Genomic DNA, 16,157 nt, shown 5'->3' with positions numbered 1-16,157 from the left:
AGTGCGGAAAAGATAAGCGCTGAAAGCATCTAAGCGCGAAACTTGCCTCAAGATGAGTCTTCCCTGGGCCTTTAAGGCCCCTGAAGGAACGTTTAAGACTAAGACGTTGATAGGCTGGGTGTGTAAGTGCAGCGATGCATTGAGCTAACCAGTACTAATGATCCGTGAGGCTTAACCTTACAACACCGAAGGTGTTTTTAGAGAGATTTTCAGCGAAGTTCCGAGATTGGTTCTGATGGCTTCATGGAAGTGAGGCGGTTGGAATGAAACAGAATTTGCCTGGCGGCAATAGCGCGGTGGTCCCACCTGACCCCATGCCGAACTCAGAAGTGAAACGCCGTAGCGCCGATGGTAGTGTGGGGTCTCCCCATGCGAGAGTAGGACACTGCCAGGCATCAAATAAAGCCGAAAGCCCTGAACTGACGTTCAGGGCTTTTTGCTGTGCGTAAAATGGAAAATCCCCGTTGTAATCCGCTTCAGCTTTCATCGTACTGTTTAATATTCATCACAAAACCAACGCATTGTTTCTCTGAATATCAGATATTCTTCGTCCGCTATTAAGTTTGGCTGTTAACTTATAAATAACAATAAAGTAACACCTGGCGGCAGGACGCCGAATTTCATCATTGCTATGGCTCGGAGAAAACATCATGACAGAAACAACCTCGGCTCTTGGGGATGAGCACGGCACCGAACAGGGAGCGCTGGATAACAAGAAACGCATTTTCGCTATCGTCGGGGCTTCGTCAGGCAATCTGGTGGAGTGGTTTGATTTTTACGTCTACTCCTTCTGCTCAATCTACTTTGCTGCCTCATTTTTTCCGGCGGGCAACAGTACGACACAGCTGCTGCAAACCGCCGGGGTATTCGCCGCCGGCTTCTTCATGCGACCTATCGGAGGTTGGTTATTCGGCTACATCGCTGACAAGCATGGCCGGAAAAACTCGATGCTGATTTCGGTCTGCATGATGTGCGCCGGATCGCTGGTGATCGCCTGCCTGCCGACTTATGAATCAATCGGCAGCTGGGCGCCGGCGCTGCTGCTGATTGCCCGCCTGTTCCAGGGGTTGTCGGTAGGGGGGGAGTATGGCACCAGCGCCACCTACATGAGCGAGGTGGCAATCAAGGGGCGGCGTGGCTTCTACGCCTCGTTCCAGTACGTGACGCTGATCGGCGGGCAACTGTTGGCGCTGCTGGTTTTGGTGATCCTGCAGCAAATATTGTCCGGCGAAGAGCTGAAAGCCTGGGGATGGCGTATTCCGTTTGCCTTGGGGGCGGTGTTGGCGGTGGTGGCGCTGTACCTGCGCCGCTCGCTGAATGAAACCTCCGATGCGAAGACGCGTAACCACAAAGATGCCGGTTCGCTGACGGGGCTGTGGAAGAACCGCAAGGCGTTCCTGATGGTGCTGGGCTTTACCGCCGCCGGTTCGCTGACCTTCTACACCTTCACCACCTACATGCAAAAATACCTGGTGAACACCGCTGGTATGGACGCCAAGCTGGCCAGCGCCATCATGACCGTGGCGCTGTTCGTCTTTATGCTGCTGCAGCCGGCGGTAGGCGCGTTTTCGGACAAAATCGGCCGTCGCAGCTCGATGCTGATCTTCTCAGCCTTCGCCACGGTGTTGACGGTGCCGATCCTGTTTGCCTTGAAAGAGGTGACCAACCCCTTTATGGCGTTCGGTCTGATCGTGTTGGCGCTGTTCGTTGTCAGCTTTTACACCGCGATCAGCGGGTTGCTTAAAGCCGAGATGTTCCCGCCGGAGGTACGCGCGTTAGGGGTAGGCTTGTCTTATGCGGTGGCGAATGCCCTGTTCGGTGGTTCGGCGGAATATGTCGCGTTGTCGCTTAAATCGTTTGGCGTGGAGAACGCTTTCTTCTGGTATGTCTCCGGCATGTGCCTGCTGGCGCTGCTGGTCTCGCTCCGGTTGCATCGCAAAGGCAAGGAGATACAGCTGTAATAAAAACCCCGGCCTTGGCCGGGGTCAGAGTCCATCTTACAGGATACGGCTAATCAGCCGATCGATGCGGATACGCCGCAGACGGCGAATCAGCTTACGCACCTTGATCGGGTACTGCTGAATGCTTTGCAGCTCCTGATAGTGGCCGACCACGGTGGTGTGAGTGCGGATGCATTCCAGCTCTTTTTGCCGCTGCTCGCGCATTTCCTGCTTGGGATCGTGGATCAGAATGGCGTTTTCCAGATCCAGCCGCCAGGCGCGCGGGTTGAGGTTATTGCCGGTAATCAGCTGCCACTCTTCGTCTACCCACATGCCTTTCAGGTGATAGCTGTTATCGCCATCCTTCCACAGACGCACGATCAGCTGTCCGGTGTCGATATAACGCTGTAAGCGGCTCAGAAAGCGGCGCAGGTTGATCTCGTACAGGTAGGGCAGCGCGCCGATGATTTTGAACGGCTGGTCCTCCGGAATATAGAAGTCGTTGGCGGTCTTGTCGCCGACGATGATCTCCACCTGTTTGCCCTGGCGCAGCAGATAAATGATGTTGCGCACCAGCAGCGCCGGCAGGTTGAAATAGGGAGTACACAGCGTCAGTTTCTGGTCGGCGCACGACATCAGGTGATGAATGGTTTTATTCAGCACGCTTTGCTTGCCAAGCCCAACCAGCGGCGTCACCGCCAGCTCATCGTTGCCGGCCTTGCCGCGGAAGTGGTAACCCGCGCGGCGCAGGGCGAAACGGAACAGACGGGTCTCGTTTTTGATCTCCGGGCTTTTCGGCCGATCGCTGCGATCGAGGCGTTGTACGGCGCCGGCGGTGAGCAGATGCTGCTTGATGTAATCGATCAGGGTATCGGCCAACACCTCATTGGTGATCAGCTGGTAGCGATCGTAACGGTATTTCTCATGCTGATGCAGATAAACGTCGTTGATGCTGGCGCCGCTGTAGATCACGGTATCGTCGACCACAAAGCCCTTCAGGTGCAGAACGCCCAACGCTTCGCGGGTATTGACCGGCACGCCGTAGATCGGCACCGACTGTTCCGGATGTTGGCTGGCCATGGCGCAGTACCAGTCGGCGTTGGTATTGGCGGCGGCGGCGCCGATTCGCCCGCGCTGTGCGCGGTGCCAGTCGACCAGTACGCAGATTTCCAGCTCGGGCCGACGCTGCTTGGCTTGATACAGCGCGTTGAGGATCTCGCGCCCGGCGTCGTCATGCTCCAGATACAGGGCCACCAGATAGATGCGTTGGGTGGCGTTGGCGATGGCGCTCAGCAGCGTGGTGCGAAAATCGGACGGCGCGTACAACGTACGAACATCAGCAACCGTCTGGGGGAGTTTGGGCAGTTGTGCAAGGTGTTGTTGATGTTTGCTACGTTTAAATTTTGACAACATCACAGTGCGTTTCTTCTCTCATGATTGATGGCCGGAACGCCACAGGCATAAAAACAATAAACCGAATAATCGGGCGATAATACCATTAGTTGCCCCGATTGTGCGTATGTTTTGGCGTTAAGTGGTGGATTCGTAGCGCATTGCGACGCAGGTCACTGCGCGTCGGCGGCCTGCAGCGGCAGCGTCAGATTGACGATGCCATCCTCAAGCTGCACCTCGATGCCAAAGCCCAGTCGCTGCGCCAGCGCGATCATGCCGCGGTTATTCGGCATGGTGATGCCGCTCAGGCGGGTCAGGCCATGCGCGCGCGCGTAGGCGATCATTTTCTCCAGCAGCTGACGGCCTAGGCCCACGCCTTTGAGATCGGAACGCACCAGTACGGCGAACTCGGCGTCGGTGTTGTCCGGATCGGACAGCGCGCGGGTCACACCGATGATCTCGTCTGCGCGCACCGCCACAAAGGCCATTTCTCGATCGTAGTCGATCTGCGTCATGTTGGCCAAATCGTCATGGGTAAACTCGTTGATCTCGCTGAAGTAGCGGTAATAGAGATCTTCCTTGGTCACCCGGTCGATGAAATGTTTCAGCGCCGGTTCGTCTTCCGGCAGGATCGGGCGGAACAGGCACTGGCTGCCGTCTTTCAGCGCGATAGTCTCTTCCAGCTCATGCGGATAAGGGCGGATCGCCAGCCGCGCCTGCGGATCGCCGCTGAACGGTGCGAGCTGCATCGAAACGTCCAGCAGGGTGAACTCGCTGCCGGAAGCCAGCACCGGGTGAATATCCAGCCGGGCGATCTCAGGGCAGTCAAGGATCAGGTTGGAAACCTGCACCAGCAAGCGGCTTAGTCCAGGGATATCTAAAGGCCGCAGTGCGCTGCGCCCGCGGATCTTGCCGCCTTTCACCGCCTGCAGCACCAGATAACGCGCCAGCGCCATATTCAACGGCGGCAGCGCGACCGCTACCTGATTTTCCTGGCGCCACTCTACGCCGCCTTCTCCCAGCATGATCAACGGGCCGAAAATGGCATCCTGCTCCACCGCGATGCGCAGCTCCTGGGCGCCGGCGCGGTTGGCCATGCTCTGCACCAACAGGCCATGGATGCGCGCCTGGGGGTAGGTACGCTTCACACGGTCGAGGATCGCCTCCGCCGCGCGCTGCACTTCGGTCGCGGTGCGCAGGTAGAGCATCACGCCCTGAACTTCCGATTTGTGCGGAATATCCGGCGAACGCAGCTTCAGCGCCACCGGGTAGCCGATCTGCTCGGCGATGTGCACCGCTTCGGCGCTGTCTTCGGCGATCCAGGTCGGCAGGGTGCTCAGGTCATAAGCCTGCAGAATGGATTGCACCTCGTGGGTATCCAACTGGGTGGCGCCTTCGGCCAGCGCCTGATGGATCAGGCGGTGAGCGTCGGCGGTATTGGCGGTCAGGCCGACCGGCAGCGCCGGCGTCTCCTTCAGCTGCTTCTGGTTGCGGCGGTATTCCACCATATGCATAAAGGCGGTGACCGCGCCTTCCGGCGTGCGGTAGGTGGGAATGGCGGCCTCGGTAAACAGCCGGCGCGCCTCTTGAGAAGAGTATTCGCCGCACCAGTTGGTCAGCAAGGTGATGCGCTTGCCGCGCGCATGGCGATGCAGCGCGTCAATCAGCCGCTGCGCCGTGGCGGTGCCCGGCGCCGCCGCACTCGGCGCATGGATCAGAAGCAGCGCGTCATAGTCGTGGCTGTCGAGCAGCGCTTCGAGAGCCGCCAGGTAGCGCTGCGGCGTGGCGTCGTCGCGCAGATCGAGCGGGTTGCCGGCGCGAATGAAATCCGGCAGCGCATCGCTCAGCGTCGCCAGGCTTTCCTCGCTCAGCGTCGCCAGCTTGCCGTTGCGGCCGAGCAGTTCGTCCAGCGCCATCGCCGCCGGCGCCGCCCCGTTGCTGACGATCATCAACCGTTCCCCCCGCAGCGGATGCATATGGCTGAGGGTTTCCACCGCGGAGAACAGCTCGTGAGTATCCTGCACGCGCAGCAGGCCGGCGCGCTGGATGGCGGCGTCATAAGCGGCGTCCAGCCCCAGCTGGCTGTTGAGCAGTAATTGCGCCTGTTGGCTGCGGCCGCTTTTGATCACCAGAATGGGCTTGTTGCGTGAGGCGCTGCGCGAGGCGGAGAGAAAGCGTCGTGCGTCGCTGATGTTTTCCAGATACAGCAGGATGGCGCTGGTCTTGCTGTCGCGCGCCAAAAAGTCGAGCAGGTCGTCGACGTCGATGTCCAGGCTGTCGCCCAGCGCGATGAAGTAGGAGAAGCCGACTTCGCGCTGCTGCGCCCAGTCGAGAATGGTGTTGGCCACGGCGGCGGACTGCGAGATAAACGCCAGCTTGCCCTTTTGGATCGGCACCGGCGAGAAGCTGGCGTTGATGCCCTGCCACGGCGCCAGCAGCCCCAGGCTGTTGGGGCCCAACAGCCGCATGGCGTGGCGCTGCGCGCAGGCCTTCAGCTCGGCGAACTGTTCCGGTGGCGAAGAGAGCACGATGGCGGTTTTGCAGCCGCGTTGGCCCAGCGCGTCGATCAGCGCCAGATTACGCTTGGCGTGGGTGCAGATGATCGCCAGATCCGGCGTCAGCGGCAGGCTGGCGACGTCGGGATAGGCCATGACGCCGCATACCGCCTTGTAGCGCGGCGTCACCGGCAAGATGGGCCCGCCGAAACCGCCGGCCAGCAGGTTGCTCATCATCAGGTTGCCGGCACGGCCCGGCTGCTGCGAAGCGCCCAGCACGGCGATCGATTTGGGACGTAGTAGCGCTTCTAACCCTCGCTGGCTCATGCACGGCTCCTTTTGGCAACGTTACGCCTGATTTTAGGCGCTTTATGGCTACATTGCTGTGACCGGTGCCTCCGGCCGGGTCGGTTTTCCCGCCAGATACTGTTGACGGAAATAGCGGAAATGCTGATTCAATCCGTCGGCGGCCGGCAGATCGCCCGCCTGTTGCAACAGGGCGGCGGCCACTTCCGCCGTACAGTGCTGCTCGGCGCGGCTGGCTTCGCGCAGCTGATAGTCGGATGCGGCATCGACGTTGAGTGAAAACACCGGGAATTGATTGAGATACGGGCTTTTACGGAACATTTTGCGCGCTTCTGCCCAGGTGCCGTCCAGCATGATGAACAGCGGCGGTTTACCGCCGACGGGCAGCTCATTGAACACCGGCCGTTCGGCGTCGGCGTAGGACGCGGGGAACACCACATAAGGCTGCCGCGTCGGATCGTTGATGGCTGCCAGCAGGGCGGGATCGACCTCGGTACGCGACCAGAGGAACGCCTGGGTGTCCGGCAGGATATCGGCGATCAGGCGCCCGGTGTTGCTGGGCTTGAGCGGCTCGGCGCCGAACATGATCAGGCAGAAGCGGCTGCCGGCCTGCTGCGGGCGAATGGTGTCACACAGGCAGTTTTTATGCGGCAGCAGGCAACCCTGACAACGCGCCACCCGGCAACCGCGCGCCAAAAAAGGGCGGGTGGCGCGGTCTAAACGGAATTGGCGCAGGCGAAGTACGGCGTTGTCGGTCATAACGATCCTGGGGGAAAAACCGCTATTGTAACGCAGAAAAAAGCCCGCCGGGAGGGGCGGGCTCGATCGGGGCGCGTTCGCGCGCGATGGCGGGATACGGCCTATACTTGCGGAATCACACTAACTCGTTGAGCCAGTTGTCAAACGGCGCTTTTGGCATCGCGCCGTTGAGCATGTCGACCATCTTGCCCTGACGGAACACCATGATGGTCGGGATGCTGCGGATGCGGAAACGGGCGCTCAGCTCCGGTTCGGCTTCGGTGTTCACTTTCACGAAGCGCACTTTGCCGGCGCGCTCTTCGGCCACGTCTTCAAAGATCGGCGCAAAGCTGCGGCACGGGCCGCACCACGGCGCCCAGAAATCGACCACGACCGGCAGATCGTCCTGCAGCAACTGGTCCAGCGTGGCGGCGGTGGCGTTGATCACTTCACCGTCGAAGAGCTCGTGGCCGCAGCGGCCGCATTTCGCGTTGTCCGCCAGACGTTCTTCCGGCACACGGTTGGTGGCATTGCAAGCTGCACAAACTGTATTCATGTTGACCTCGGGTACTGAGAAAACCGGGTCCCCGCAACGCGGTTGCGGAGATGTTTCTTTAATGCTGACAATTATCGGCAAAACCCGGCGCGTGAACAATGAGGTTTGTTCAATGGATGTGATAGTTGGGAGCTTTTAGCGCAAGTTGGTGGCTTCGTGCACCAACATCAGGTAATCTTCGCGCCCTGCGCGTTGGTGGAGAAGACAATGAACGATTCATTTAGTGGCAAGAACGGTAAAGTCAAAGTGATGTACGTCCGCAATGACGACGACAATGGCGATGACCGCAACAAGAATAAACGTCCGGCTGGCAAAGGCCGTCCGGCTGACGGTGCGCGCTCGGGCCGCACTGGTCAAGACAAGGCGCGTGGCGGCAACGATCGCCGCGGCGCCGACTCCCGCCGCAGTGAAAGCGATCGTCCTCGCCGTCCGGCGCGCACTGAAGATCGCGGTGGCAACGAGTCACCGTGGAGAACCGTCTCGCGGGCACCGAATGAAGAGCCGGCGTTCGATCACGGTGGCATCAGCGGCAAAAGCTTCATCGATCCGGAACAGCTGCGCCGCCAGCGCGCGGAAGAAACCCGCGTTTACGGTGAAAACGCCTGTCAGGCGCTGTTCGCCAGCCGCCCGGAAGCGATCGTGCGCGCCTGGTTCGTGCAGTCGGTCACGCCGCGCTTCCGTGAAGCGCTGCGCTGGATGGCGGCTAACCGCAAAGCCTACCACGTGGTGGATGAGGAAGAGCTGGCCAAGGCTTCCGGCACTGAGCACCACGGCGGCGTCTGCTTCCTGATCAAAAAGCGTCAGGGCCTGGATGCGCAGACCTACCTGAAAACCGCACCGGCGACCGACTGCGTGCTGGCGCTGGAAGAAGTGGGCAACCCGCACAACCTGGGCGCCATCGTCCGTTCGTGCGCCCACTTTGGCGTCAACGGCGTGCTGCTGCAGGATCCGGCGCTGCTGGAGTCCGGCGCGGCGGTGCGTACCGCAGAAGGCGGCGCGGAGCACATCAAGGCGATCAACGCCGATGATTTCCTGTCGGTGCTGGATACCTTCCGCAAGGCGGGTTACACCATCGTCACCACCTCCAGCCACAAAGGCACCGCGCTGGCGCAGGCCAAGCTGCCAGCCAAGATGGTGCTGGTGCTGGGCCAGGAGCGTGACGGCCTCAGCGACGGCGCCTGGCAACAGGGCGACATGAACGTGTCTATCGGCGGCACCGGCAAAGTGGAAAGCCTGAACGTTTCCGTGGCGACCGGCATTCTGCTGGCGGACTGGTGGCGTCAGAATCAGGCGTAATCTGTTCTACGTCGGATAAAAAAACGGGCGCCCCAGGGCGCCCGTTTCGTTTATTGAAGCTTAGTGAGCGCCGCCGCCCCCACCGCCGCCAGAGCTGAACGGCGGTTTCGCCACCCATACCAGCACCAGCAGTACCAGGAACACCCCGGCCGACAGCCAGAAGATCTCGTTGGCGGAGATGATCAGGCCCTGCGCGGTGATCTCGTTGGCGATATACGCCGACGCCTGCTGCTTGCTCATGCCGAGCTGCTCCAGTTGCCGGTACATCTCCTGCGACTGCGGGTTGTACGGGTTGACGAACTCCGTCAGCTGCGAATGGTGCTGCGATTCGCGCTGCGTCCACAGGGTGGTGGTGATCGAGGTACCGATCGAGCCCGCCAGGGTTCGCGTGAAGTTCGACAGGCTCGATGCCGCCGCCATACGCTCCGGCGGCAGGCCGGACAGCGTAATGGTGGTCAACGGCATGAAGAAGCAGGCGATGGCGAAGCCCTGGACGAACTGCGGCCAGGCGGAAGCGCCGAAGTCCATGCCCGGTTCAAACGTATAGGCGCGCCAGTAGAAGCACACGGCATACATGATGAAGCTGAAGGTCACCAGCCTGCGCATGTCGAGCCGGTTGCCGAACTTGCCGATGATCGGCGACAGCAGCACCGGGATCAGCCCGACCGGCGCCGACGCCAGCCCGGCCCAGGTGGCGGTATAGCCGTACACCTCTTGCAGCAGCTGCGGCAACAGCACGATGGCGCCGAAGTACAGCATGTACGCCAGACTGATGCACAGGCAGCCGATGGTGAAGTTGCGCGACTTGAACAGCGACAGATCCACCACCGGATGGTCATCCGTCAGCTCCCAGACCACCAGGAACAACAGCGCTACGACCGCCACGACGGTCAGGGTGATGATCTCGGTCGAGTTGAACCAGTCCAGCTCCTTGCCCTGATCGAGCATCACCTGCAGCGAACCGATGCCGACGATCAGCAGCACCAGTCCAACCGTGTCGATCGGTTTGATCTCGGTTTTGGTTTCTCGCCCCTTCAGCGTCGCCATCGCCGCCATGATAACGAAGGCGCCGATCGGGATGTTGATGAAGAAGATCCAACCCCAATGGTAGTTGTCGCTGATGTAACCGCCGAGGATCGGCCCGAAGATCGGCGCGACGATCACGGTCATCGACCAGAGCGCCAGGGCCATCGCTCGCTTGGCGGGCGGGTAGTTGTTCAGCAACAGGCTCTGCGACAGCGGGATCAGCGGCCCGGCCACCACGCCCTGGATCACGCGGAAGAAGATCAGCATGCCGAGGCTGTTGGAGATGCCGCACAGCCAGGAAGCGAGGACGAACAGCGCGGTGGACCAGAGGAACAGCCGCACTTCGCCGATGCGCTTCGCCAGCCAGCCGGTGATCGGGATCGAGATGGCGTTCGCCACGCCGAACGAGGTGATCACCCAGGTCCCCTGCGAGTTGGAGGACCCGAGGTTACCGGCAATGGTGGGGATCGCCACGTTGGCGATGGTGGAGTCCAGCACCTGCATGAAGGTCGCCATGGCGAGCGCGACCGTCATCCAGGCGAGCTGGGCGCCTTCAAGCGGTTTCTGTGGCAAGATGGCCTCCCGCGCGCTTAGCCGGCGTTCGCATGGATCACGTCAGCGATCAGCTGGTTAACCGGCGCCAGATTCAACGCCAGCGCGTCGCTCTGGTACAGCGGTTTGTCGCGCACCACGTCAGAGAGCACGCGGCCGTCCAGATTGGCGGTGTCGACGGTCACCAGCGTCGAAAGACCGATGCGCAGCGGATGATCGGCCACCTGCTTGGCGTCGAGCTCAATACGCACCGGCAGACGTTGCACCACCTTGATCCAGTTGCCGGTGGCGTTCTGGGCCGGCAGCAGCGAGAAGGCGCTGCCGGTGCCCATATCGATACCGACCACTTTGCCTTGATACACCACGTCATCGCCGTAGACATCGCTGACTACCGTTGCCGGCTGGCCGATGCGCATGTTGGCGATCTGGGTTTCCTTGAAGTTGGCGTCAACCCAGATGTGATCGGCCGGCACCACCGCCATCAGCGGCGAACCGGCGGCGATCTGCGCGCCGACCTGCACGCTGCGACGCGAGACATAACCGGTAATGGGGCTGATCACTTTGGTACGCTGCAGCGCCAGCCAGGCGTCACGCATCTGCGCGGCGGCCTGTTGGATTGCCGGCTGCTGTTCCAGCGGGGTATTCAGTACCATCGCCTGGTTGGCGTTGTATTGCTGCACCGCCACTTCCAGCGCGGCCTTGGCGCTGTCGACCGCATCGCGAGCGTGTTGCAGCTCTTCGCGGCCGATGGCGTCAACGCTGCCCAGCACCACGCGGCGTTTCAGATCGTTCTCGGCCTTGCTCAGATCGGTCTTGCGCAGGGCGATGTTGGCCTGATACTGCTTGCTATTGATGATCAGCTGGTGGGTCTGACGCACGCTGTTGGCCAGGCCGGTTTTGGCGCGTTCAAACGCCTGCTCGGCATCGGTCGGATCGAGCGTCAGCAGTACGTCGCCCTGCTTGACGTAGTCGGTGTTGTCGAAATTGACGCTGTTCACGCTACCGGACACCTGGGCCATGATCTGCACCTGGTTGCCGGAGACGTAGGCGTCGTCGGTTTCCTGATGATGACGCAGCACCAGGAACCAATACACTAAGTAAGCCACCCCTATAACAATGAAAATAACCGTCAGCAACAGCAGCCAAAATTTACGCTGCTTCTTTTTGCCGCTCGGCTGCTGCGGGTTTTGGATTTCCGCGCTCGCGCTCATGGTGTTCTCCAAGCCTTATATTATTATGCTTTCGAATCCGCTGCGGCCGGGGCCTGATAGCCACCGCCCAGCGCACGGATCAGTCCTATCTTCGCCTGCAGTAAGTTGCTGCTGGCATTTAACTCCGCCTGTTGCTGCTGCAATAGCTGCGTCTGGCTGGTCAACAGATCGTCGCGCCCGATAATCCCTGCCTGGTAACGGGCGTTAGCGACCTGATACACCTGTTGCATCGACTGGGCCGCGGACGCCGCCTGCAGCTGCTGTTGCGCAGAACTCTGCTGGATGGTGATGGCGTCGGCGGTTTCCTGTACCGCATTCAGGATGGTTTGGTTATAGGATTCCACCGCTTCGTCATACAGCGCGGATTCCTCGCCCAGCTTGCTGCGCAGCGCCCCGGCGTGGAAGATCGGCAGCGAAATCGCCGGCATCACGTTCCAGGCCTGGCTGGCCGCTTCAAACAGATTCGGGCTGGTGCCACTGGTGTTGGTGGTCATCAGGCCGGCGAAGGCTGAAATGGTCAGGCTGGGGTAAAACTCCTTACGCGCGGCGCTGACGCGCTGGCTGTAAGACTCCACCAGCTGGCGTTGCGCGGCGATGTCCGGGCGTTTGCCCAGCAGATCCGCCGTCAGCTCGCCCTGCGGTGCCATCAGGTTGTCTGCGGGCAACGGCACCTGACGCAGGTGCTGCATGGCGTTCGGCCCTTGGCCCGCCAGCGCGGCGAGCTGGTGTCTGAGCTGTTCGATTTGCGACTGCAGCTGCAGGATCTGCTGTTTGGCGACGTCGGACTGCGCCTGGGTTTGTTGCGGCACGTCGACGCCGGTCAGCCCGGCCTGATAGCGCTGTTGGCGCAGCGCAGTCAGGCGTTCATTGTTGTTTACTTCCTGCTGCAGTAGCTTTTCGAGCGCCAGATTGCTTTGCAGCTGGTAGTAGGCGGACGCCACCGAACTGGTCAGCGTCAGCGCCGCCTGTTCCTGCTCGGCGCGCGCAGCGTTCACTTGCGCTTTGGCGGCGTTCACCTGGTTGCGGTATTTACCCCACCAGTCGAATTCGTACGCCAGGTTCAACCCCAGGGAGTTGGAGCTTGAATAGATCGGCTTATGCGGATACCCCAACCCCATATTGACGTTTTGCGGCACGCGTTGACGCTGGGTGCTGGCGTTCAGATCCAGGTTCGGCCCGTTGGCGGCGTTGGCTTCGCCCACCACGCTCTGCGCTTCGCGCACGCGGGCGGCGGCTTGACGCAGGGTCGGCGAGTTTTGCAGCGTCTGCGTCATCAGGGCATCCAACTGCGGATCCTTGAGGGCGCGCCACCACTGCGGGCTGACGGCCAGCGAACTGACTTTCGGCTGAGCCAACTGCAGGCTCTGCGGATCCATCAGCGTGGATTGCGGGGCAATATTATCGGTAGAAGCACACCCGGCCAGCAGCAATACGGCGAACAGCGGGGTGAATCTCCAGTTAAATGGGGATCGCATAATAGGTACCTGAACAGAAATTGTGAATTAGGATAACTGTTCTGTGATTTCCATTTGATCCAGACGTGCCAGCAATTTGCGCGTCAGCTGTTCCAGCTGTTTTTGCTCATCGTCGGTCAGCGTGGACCACAGGAAATGCAGACATTGGTGCTGCGGCGGCAGCAGTTGACTGAGAAATTCTTCCCCCTGCGGCGTCAGATGCAGATGCAGGCAGCGGCGATCGTTATCGCTTTCACGGCGCTCGATCCAACCGCGTTTCTCCAGCTCGTCGGCGATGCGGGTCGCATTGGTGCGCGAGGAGCCTAAGGCAGAGCTTAGCTCAGAAGGTTGGATGCTGTGGCTCTCCTGCGCATCCAGGGTAATCAGCGCCATAAACAGTGTTTCGTTAATCCCTTGCGCCTTCAGCATCTTGTTGCGATTTTCCAGCAACTTGCCTTGCATGTGCATGCACAGGCGGGTCAGCAGGATTTCCTGATACGGGAAATCTTTCTGCCGGGTGGCGCGGAAATTCAGCATTTGTTCTATGGGGGCAAACGAGCTTTCCATAATTTAGGGCCTCATTAATTTCGTTCGAGATAGTAACGACGGTGACTAATAATGTAAATGTTCAGCCGTGCGGATAATTTAGCAATTCGTGTCATTTGTCAGAGTTTGTAAAGATGTGGCGCATGAAAACGCCAAAGCGAAGCCAAACGTTCGGCGCGGCGTCAGCCTGGACCGAAAAGCATTAACAGCTTTAATGTGACGCCAAAGGCCGTCGCGCCGAGCAGCGTCGACAGAATGATGCTTTTACTGCGGTAGAAGCACAGCGCCAGCGCGGCGAACCCCGCCAACGTCGGCAGCAGCTTGTCGGGTTCGCGCATCACCACCGGCGTGCTGGAGACCACCAGCAGGGCGCAGATCGAGGCGATGCCAATGCTGTCGAGTAGCAGGGCGGCTTTACCGCGTTTGAGGCCGGGCTGGGCGCGCGCCGGCGCCAGCCGCAGCGGCAGATAACGGAACAAGTAATTGGCGCAGCCCACCACCAGGCCGATCACCAGTACATCAGTGTTCATGGCTGGCCTCCGCAGGGGCAGGTTGGAACAGAGCGGCGACGCAACCGGCGCCGATGCCGGCCAAAATGGCGACCGGGATGGAGAACAGCACCACGCCGAGCAGCGCACCGGCCAATGAGGCAGCGATGGTCAGGCTCTGCGGGCGCCGGAAAGCAGCCAGCAGGAAACTGAGAAACAGCGCCGGCAGCATGAAGGCCAGCGAGGCCTCGATCACCGGGAACTGCTCCAGCGGGCCGTTGCCGAACAGCGCGCCGAGCGCGGTGCCGGCTACCCAGGAAAGCCAGGAACAGAGCGCGATGCCCAGCATCCAGTTTTCGCTCCAGCTGCGGTTATTGCGCATCAGCTTGGCGGTGGCGGCGGCGAAGACCTCATCGGTCAGACCAAAAGCCCACATTGCCGTTTTACCGGGCGACATGCGCGAGACGATACGGTGACGCAGCGCCGGGCCGTACAGCAGGTGGCGCACGTCCATCGCCATCACCGTCAACGCGGAGACCCACAGCGACATGCCGGCGCTCAGCAGGGCGGTGATCACGAACTGGCTGGCGCCGGCGTAGATGATGCAGGAGAAGAAAAGGCTTTCCAGCGGGGAAAAGCCCAGTTTGACGGCGCTGAGGCCGAAGGCGAACGCCACCGGGACATACCCGATGACGATCGGCAAACTGTCGACGACGCCGTTGGCGAAGGTGGCGCTGACGGCGGGCGGATTGAGGCTGTCTGCAGCTTGGCTTTGCATGGTTGTGGATCGCAGGGTAGATAGGACTTCAATAGTTTATGCCCAGAACATTACCAGAGAGTAAGTAATGTTTATACCCTGCACCGCTAATAAATTTCTTTAGTGACTATTTGCACGATAATCAGATTGTCGCTGGCCCTTGCGGATCGTGGTGCTTGCCGAGCCACCAGGTCAGCAGGTTGAGCAGGCATAACACCCCGCCGGCGGCGGCCACGCCGTACCAGCCGGCATGCTGATAGGCCGAGGCGGAGAGCAGAGAACCGAGCGCGCCGCCGATAAAGTAGCTGGTCATGTAGCCGGCTGTCAGGCGGTTGCGCGCGTCCGGCATGATGCGGTACATCACGCTCTGGTTGGTGACGTGCACCGCCTGCACCGCCAGATCGAGGATCAGAATGCCGGCGATCAGCGCCCATAGCGACTGTTTGGCTAACGCGATAGGGATCCAGGACAGCAGTAACAACACCAGGCCGACGGTGGTGGTCAACCCGGCTTTACCTTTGTCCGCCAGATGCCCGGCGCGCGAAGCGGCCAGCGCCCCGGCGGCGCCCACCAGGCCGAACAGCCCGATCACCCCCTCGGAATAGTTGAACGGCGGCGCGGCGAGCAGAAAGGCCATTGAGGTCCAGAGCACGCTGAAGTTGGCGAACGAAAGGGCGCCGAGGATGGCGCGGGTGCGCAGCAGCGGCGTGCGGCAGAACAGGTTGAAGATCGAGGCCAGCAGCTGTGGGTAGTTCAGCCCGGAGTGTTGCTTATAGCGCGGCAGCGCGCGCCACAGGATCAGCGCCATCAGGATCATCAGCACGCTGGCGACCCAGTAGATGGTGCGCCAGCCGCCGAACGACGCCAGCGCGCCCGCGACGGTTCGCGCCAGCAGGATGCCGAGCAGCAGGCCGCTCATGATGATGCCGACGGTCTTGCCGCGCTTTTCCGGGTGGGCCAGCGTGGCGGCCAGCGGCACCAGGATCTGCGCCACTACCGAGAACAGCCCGGTGAGCGCGGTGCCGAGGATCATCATCGGCAGCGTGGCGGAGGTGGCGGTGATCAGCATGCCCCCGGCGGCCAGCAGCGTCATGAACACGATCAGGCCGCGGCGTTCGAACATATCGCCGAGCGGCACCAGCAGCAGCAGGCCGGTGGCGTAACCGAGCTGCGCGGCGGTGACGATAAAGCCGGCCTGGTTGACCGACAGGTTGAAACTGGTGGCGATGGTTTCCAGCAGCGGTTGCGCGTAATAGTTGCTGGCGACCGCCAGGCCGGTGGCGATGGCAATCAGCACGGTCAGCGCCGGGCTGAGGCCCGGATGGGCGTTTTGTGGATTCATGATTTTTTCATCACGGGAAGAAGATAGCGCGCAGTATCCGGCAACGCGTCTGTGGAAA

13 protein-coding genes and 2 rRNA genes are annotated in these 16,157 nt (G+C 60.9%); 4 read left to right on the top strand and 11 right to left on the bottom strand.

All coding sequences use genetic code 11. From position 1 onward, the window contains the following. The 3 genes from FOT55_RS25365 to FOT55_RS25355 all read left to right on the top strand — a co-directional run. Window positions 1-179: ribosomal RNA gene (locus tag FOT55_RS25365) — 23S ribosomal RNA — on the top strand; the annotation flags it as partial. Between the two features lie 99 nt (window positions 180-278). Then, window positions 279-394, top strand: a 5S ribosomal RNA gene (gene rrf, locus FOT55_RS25360). A gap of 256 nt (window positions 395-650) precedes the next feature. Continuing rightward, the gene (locus tag FOT55_RS25355) at window positions 651-1,961 is read left to right on the top strand and encodes an MFS family transporter (protein ID WP_025304008.1); all 1,311 of its coding nucleotides are present in this window, start codon (window positions 651-653) and stop codon (window positions 1,959-1,961) included. Between the two features lie 36 nt (window positions 1,962-1,997). Here the strand turns inward: FOT55_RS25355 and pssA are convergent, their stop codons facing one another. From pssA to trxC, 4 genes are all read right to left on the bottom strand, one after another. Further along, window positions 1,998-3,353, bottom strand: a complete 1,356-nt coding sequence (gene pssA, locus FOT55_RS25350; RefSeq protein WP_025304007.1) for a CDP-diacylglycerol--serine O-phosphatidyltransferase — start codon at window positions 3,351-3,353, stop codon at window positions 1,998-2,000. Window positions 3,354-3,505: 152 nt separating this feature from the next. Beyond that, entirely contained in the window at window positions 3,506-6,154 is a 2,649-nt protein-coding gene (locus FOT55_RS25345; protein ID WP_049205228.1) for a bifunctional acetate--CoA ligase family protein/GNAT family N-acetyltransferase, read from the bottom strand. Window positions 6,155-6,202: 48 nt separating this feature from the next. Next, the gene (locus FOT55_RS25340) at window positions 6,203-6,892 is read right to left on the bottom strand and encodes a tRNA-uridine aminocarboxypropyltransferase (RefSeq protein WP_038629863.1); all 690 of its coding nucleotides are present in this window, start codon (window positions 6,890-6,892) and stop codon (window positions 6,203-6,205) included. A gap of 115 nt (window positions 6,893-7,007) precedes the next feature. Further along, window positions 7,008-7,427: a thioredoxin TrxC gene (gene trxC / locus FOT55_RS25335; protein WP_004928868.1), complete on the bottom strand. Its 420-nt coding sequence runs from the start codon at window positions 7,425-7,427 to the stop codon at window positions 7,008-7,010. A 207-nt stretch (window positions 7,428-7,634) separates the two neighbouring features. Between trxC and FOT55_RS25330 the strand changes: the two genes are divergently transcribed. Beyond that, a complete protein-coding gene (locus tag FOT55_RS25330; protein ID WP_025304005.1) occupies window positions 7,635-8,723 on the top strand; it encodes a tRNA/rRNA methyltransferase in 1,089 nt (362 codons plus the stop codon). Window positions 8,724-8,783: 60 nt separating this feature from the next. Here the strand turns inward: FOT55_RS25330 and emrB are convergent, their stop codons facing one another. The 7 genes from emrB to FOT55_RS25295 form a co-directional block, all read right to left on the bottom strand. After that, on the bottom strand, window positions 8,784-10,322 hold the full coding sequence (emrB, locus tag FOT55_RS25325; protein ID WP_043143795.1) for a multidrug efflux MFS transporter permease subunit EmrB: 1,539 nt from the start codon (window positions 10,320-10,322) through the stop codon (window positions 8,784-8,786). Between the two features lie 17 nt (window positions 10,323-10,339). Continuing rightward, the gene (gene emrA, locus FOT55_RS25320) at window positions 10,340-11,512 is read right to left on the bottom strand and encodes a multidrug efflux MFS transporter periplasmic adaptor subunit EmrA (protein ID WP_043143796.1); all 1,173 of its coding nucleotides are present in this window, start codon (window positions 11,510-11,512) and stop codon (window positions 10,340-10,342) included. A gap of 23 nt (window positions 11,513-11,535) precedes the next feature. Then, window positions 11,536-12,987 carry an efflux transporter outer membrane subunit gene (locus tag FOT55_RS25315; protein WP_025304002.1) on the bottom strand — a complete coding sequence of 484 codons (1,452 nt, stop codon included), beginning with the start codon at window positions 12,985-12,987 and terminating at the stop codon, window positions 11,536-11,538. A gap of 27 nt (window positions 12,988-13,014) precedes the next feature. Next, a complete protein-coding gene (gene mprA, locus FOT55_RS25310) occupies window positions 13,015-13,533 on the bottom strand; it encodes a transcriptional repressor MprA (RefSeq protein ID WP_025160249.1) in 519 nt (172 codons plus the stop codon). A 161-nt stretch (window positions 13,534-13,694) separates the two neighbouring features. Then, window positions 13,695-14,042 (bottom strand): L-valine transporter subunit YgaH, encoded by a 348-nt coding sequence (ygaH, locus tag FOT55_RS25305; protein WP_025304001.1) that lies wholly within the window; start codon window positions 14,040-14,042, stop codon window positions 13,695-13,697. Further along, window positions 14,032-14,778 carry an AzlC family ABC transporter permease gene (locus FOT55_RS25300; protein WP_025304000.1) on the bottom strand — a complete coding sequence of 249 codons (747 nt, stop codon included), beginning with the start codon at window positions 14,776-14,778 and terminating at the stop codon, window positions 14,032-14,034. The genes ygaH and FOT55_RS25300 overlap by 11 nt, the downstream gene beginning before the upstream one ends. Window positions 14,779-14,899: 121 nt before the next feature. Continuing rightward, window positions 14,900-16,099 (bottom strand): MFS transporter, encoded by a 1,200-nt coding sequence (locus FOT55_RS25295; protein ID WP_142591351.1) that lies wholly within the window; start codon window positions 16,097-16,099, stop codon window positions 14,900-14,902. Between the last annotated feature and the right edge of the window lie 58 nt (window positions 16,100-16,157).

Source organism: Serratia bockelmannii (assembly GCF_008011855.1).
Classification (GTDB): domain Bacteria; phylum Pseudomonadota; class Gammaproteobacteria; order Enterobacterales; family Enterobacteriaceae; genus Serratia; species Serratia bockelmannii.
The sequence above is the reverse complement of the archived record's forward strand: the minus strand, read 5'-3'. Positions and strand labels throughout refer to the sequence as shown.

Bases quoted from the DNA above. Each gene is read 5' to 3' on its own strand.
- FOT55_RS25355 (WP_025304008.1), top strand. From the start codon at position 651: ATGACAGAAACAACCTCGGCTCTTGGGGATGAGCACGGCACCGAACAG.
- pssA (WP_025304007.1), bottom strand. From the start codon at position 3,353: ATGTTGTCAAAATTTAAACGTAGCAAACATCAACAACACCTTGCACAA.
- FOT55_RS25345 (WP_049205228.1), bottom strand. From the start codon at position 6,154: ATGAGCCAGCGAGGGTTAGAAGCGCTACTACGTCCCAAATCGATCGCC.
- FOT55_RS25340 (WP_038629863.1), bottom strand. From the start codon at position 6,892: ATGACCGACAACGCCGTACTTCGCCTGCGCCAATTCCGTTTAGACCGC.
- trxC (WP_004928868.1), bottom strand. From the start codon at position 7,427: ATGAATACAGTTTGTGCAGCTTGCAATGCCACCAACCGTGTGCCGGAA.
- FOT55_RS25330 (WP_025304005.1), top strand. From the start codon at position 7,635: ATGAACGATTCATTTAGTGGCAAGAACGGTAAAGTCAAAGTGATGTAC.
- emrA (WP_043143796.1), bottom strand. From the start codon at position 11,512: ATGAGCGCGAGCGCGGAAATCCAAAACCCGCAGCAGCCGAGCGGCAAA.
- FOT55_RS25315 (WP_025304002.1), bottom strand. From the start codon at position 12,987: ATGCGATCCCCATTTAACTGGAGATTCACCCCGCTGTTCGCCGTATTG.
- mprA (WP_025160249.1), bottom strand. From the start codon at position 13,533: ATGGAAAGCTCGTTTGCCCCCATAGAACAAATGCTGAATTTCCGCGCC.
- ygaH (WP_025304001.1), bottom strand. From the start codon at position 14,042: ATGAACACTGATGTACTGGTGATCGGCCTGGTGGTGGGCTGCGCCAAT.
- FOT55_RS25300 (WP_025304000.1), bottom strand. From the start codon at position 14,778: ATGCAAAGCCAAGCTGCAGACAGCCTCAATCCGCCCGCCGTCAGCGCC.
- FOT55_RS25295 (WP_142591351.1), bottom strand. From the start codon at position 16,099: ATGAATCCACAAAACGCCCATCCGGGCCTCAGCCCGGCGCTGACCGTG.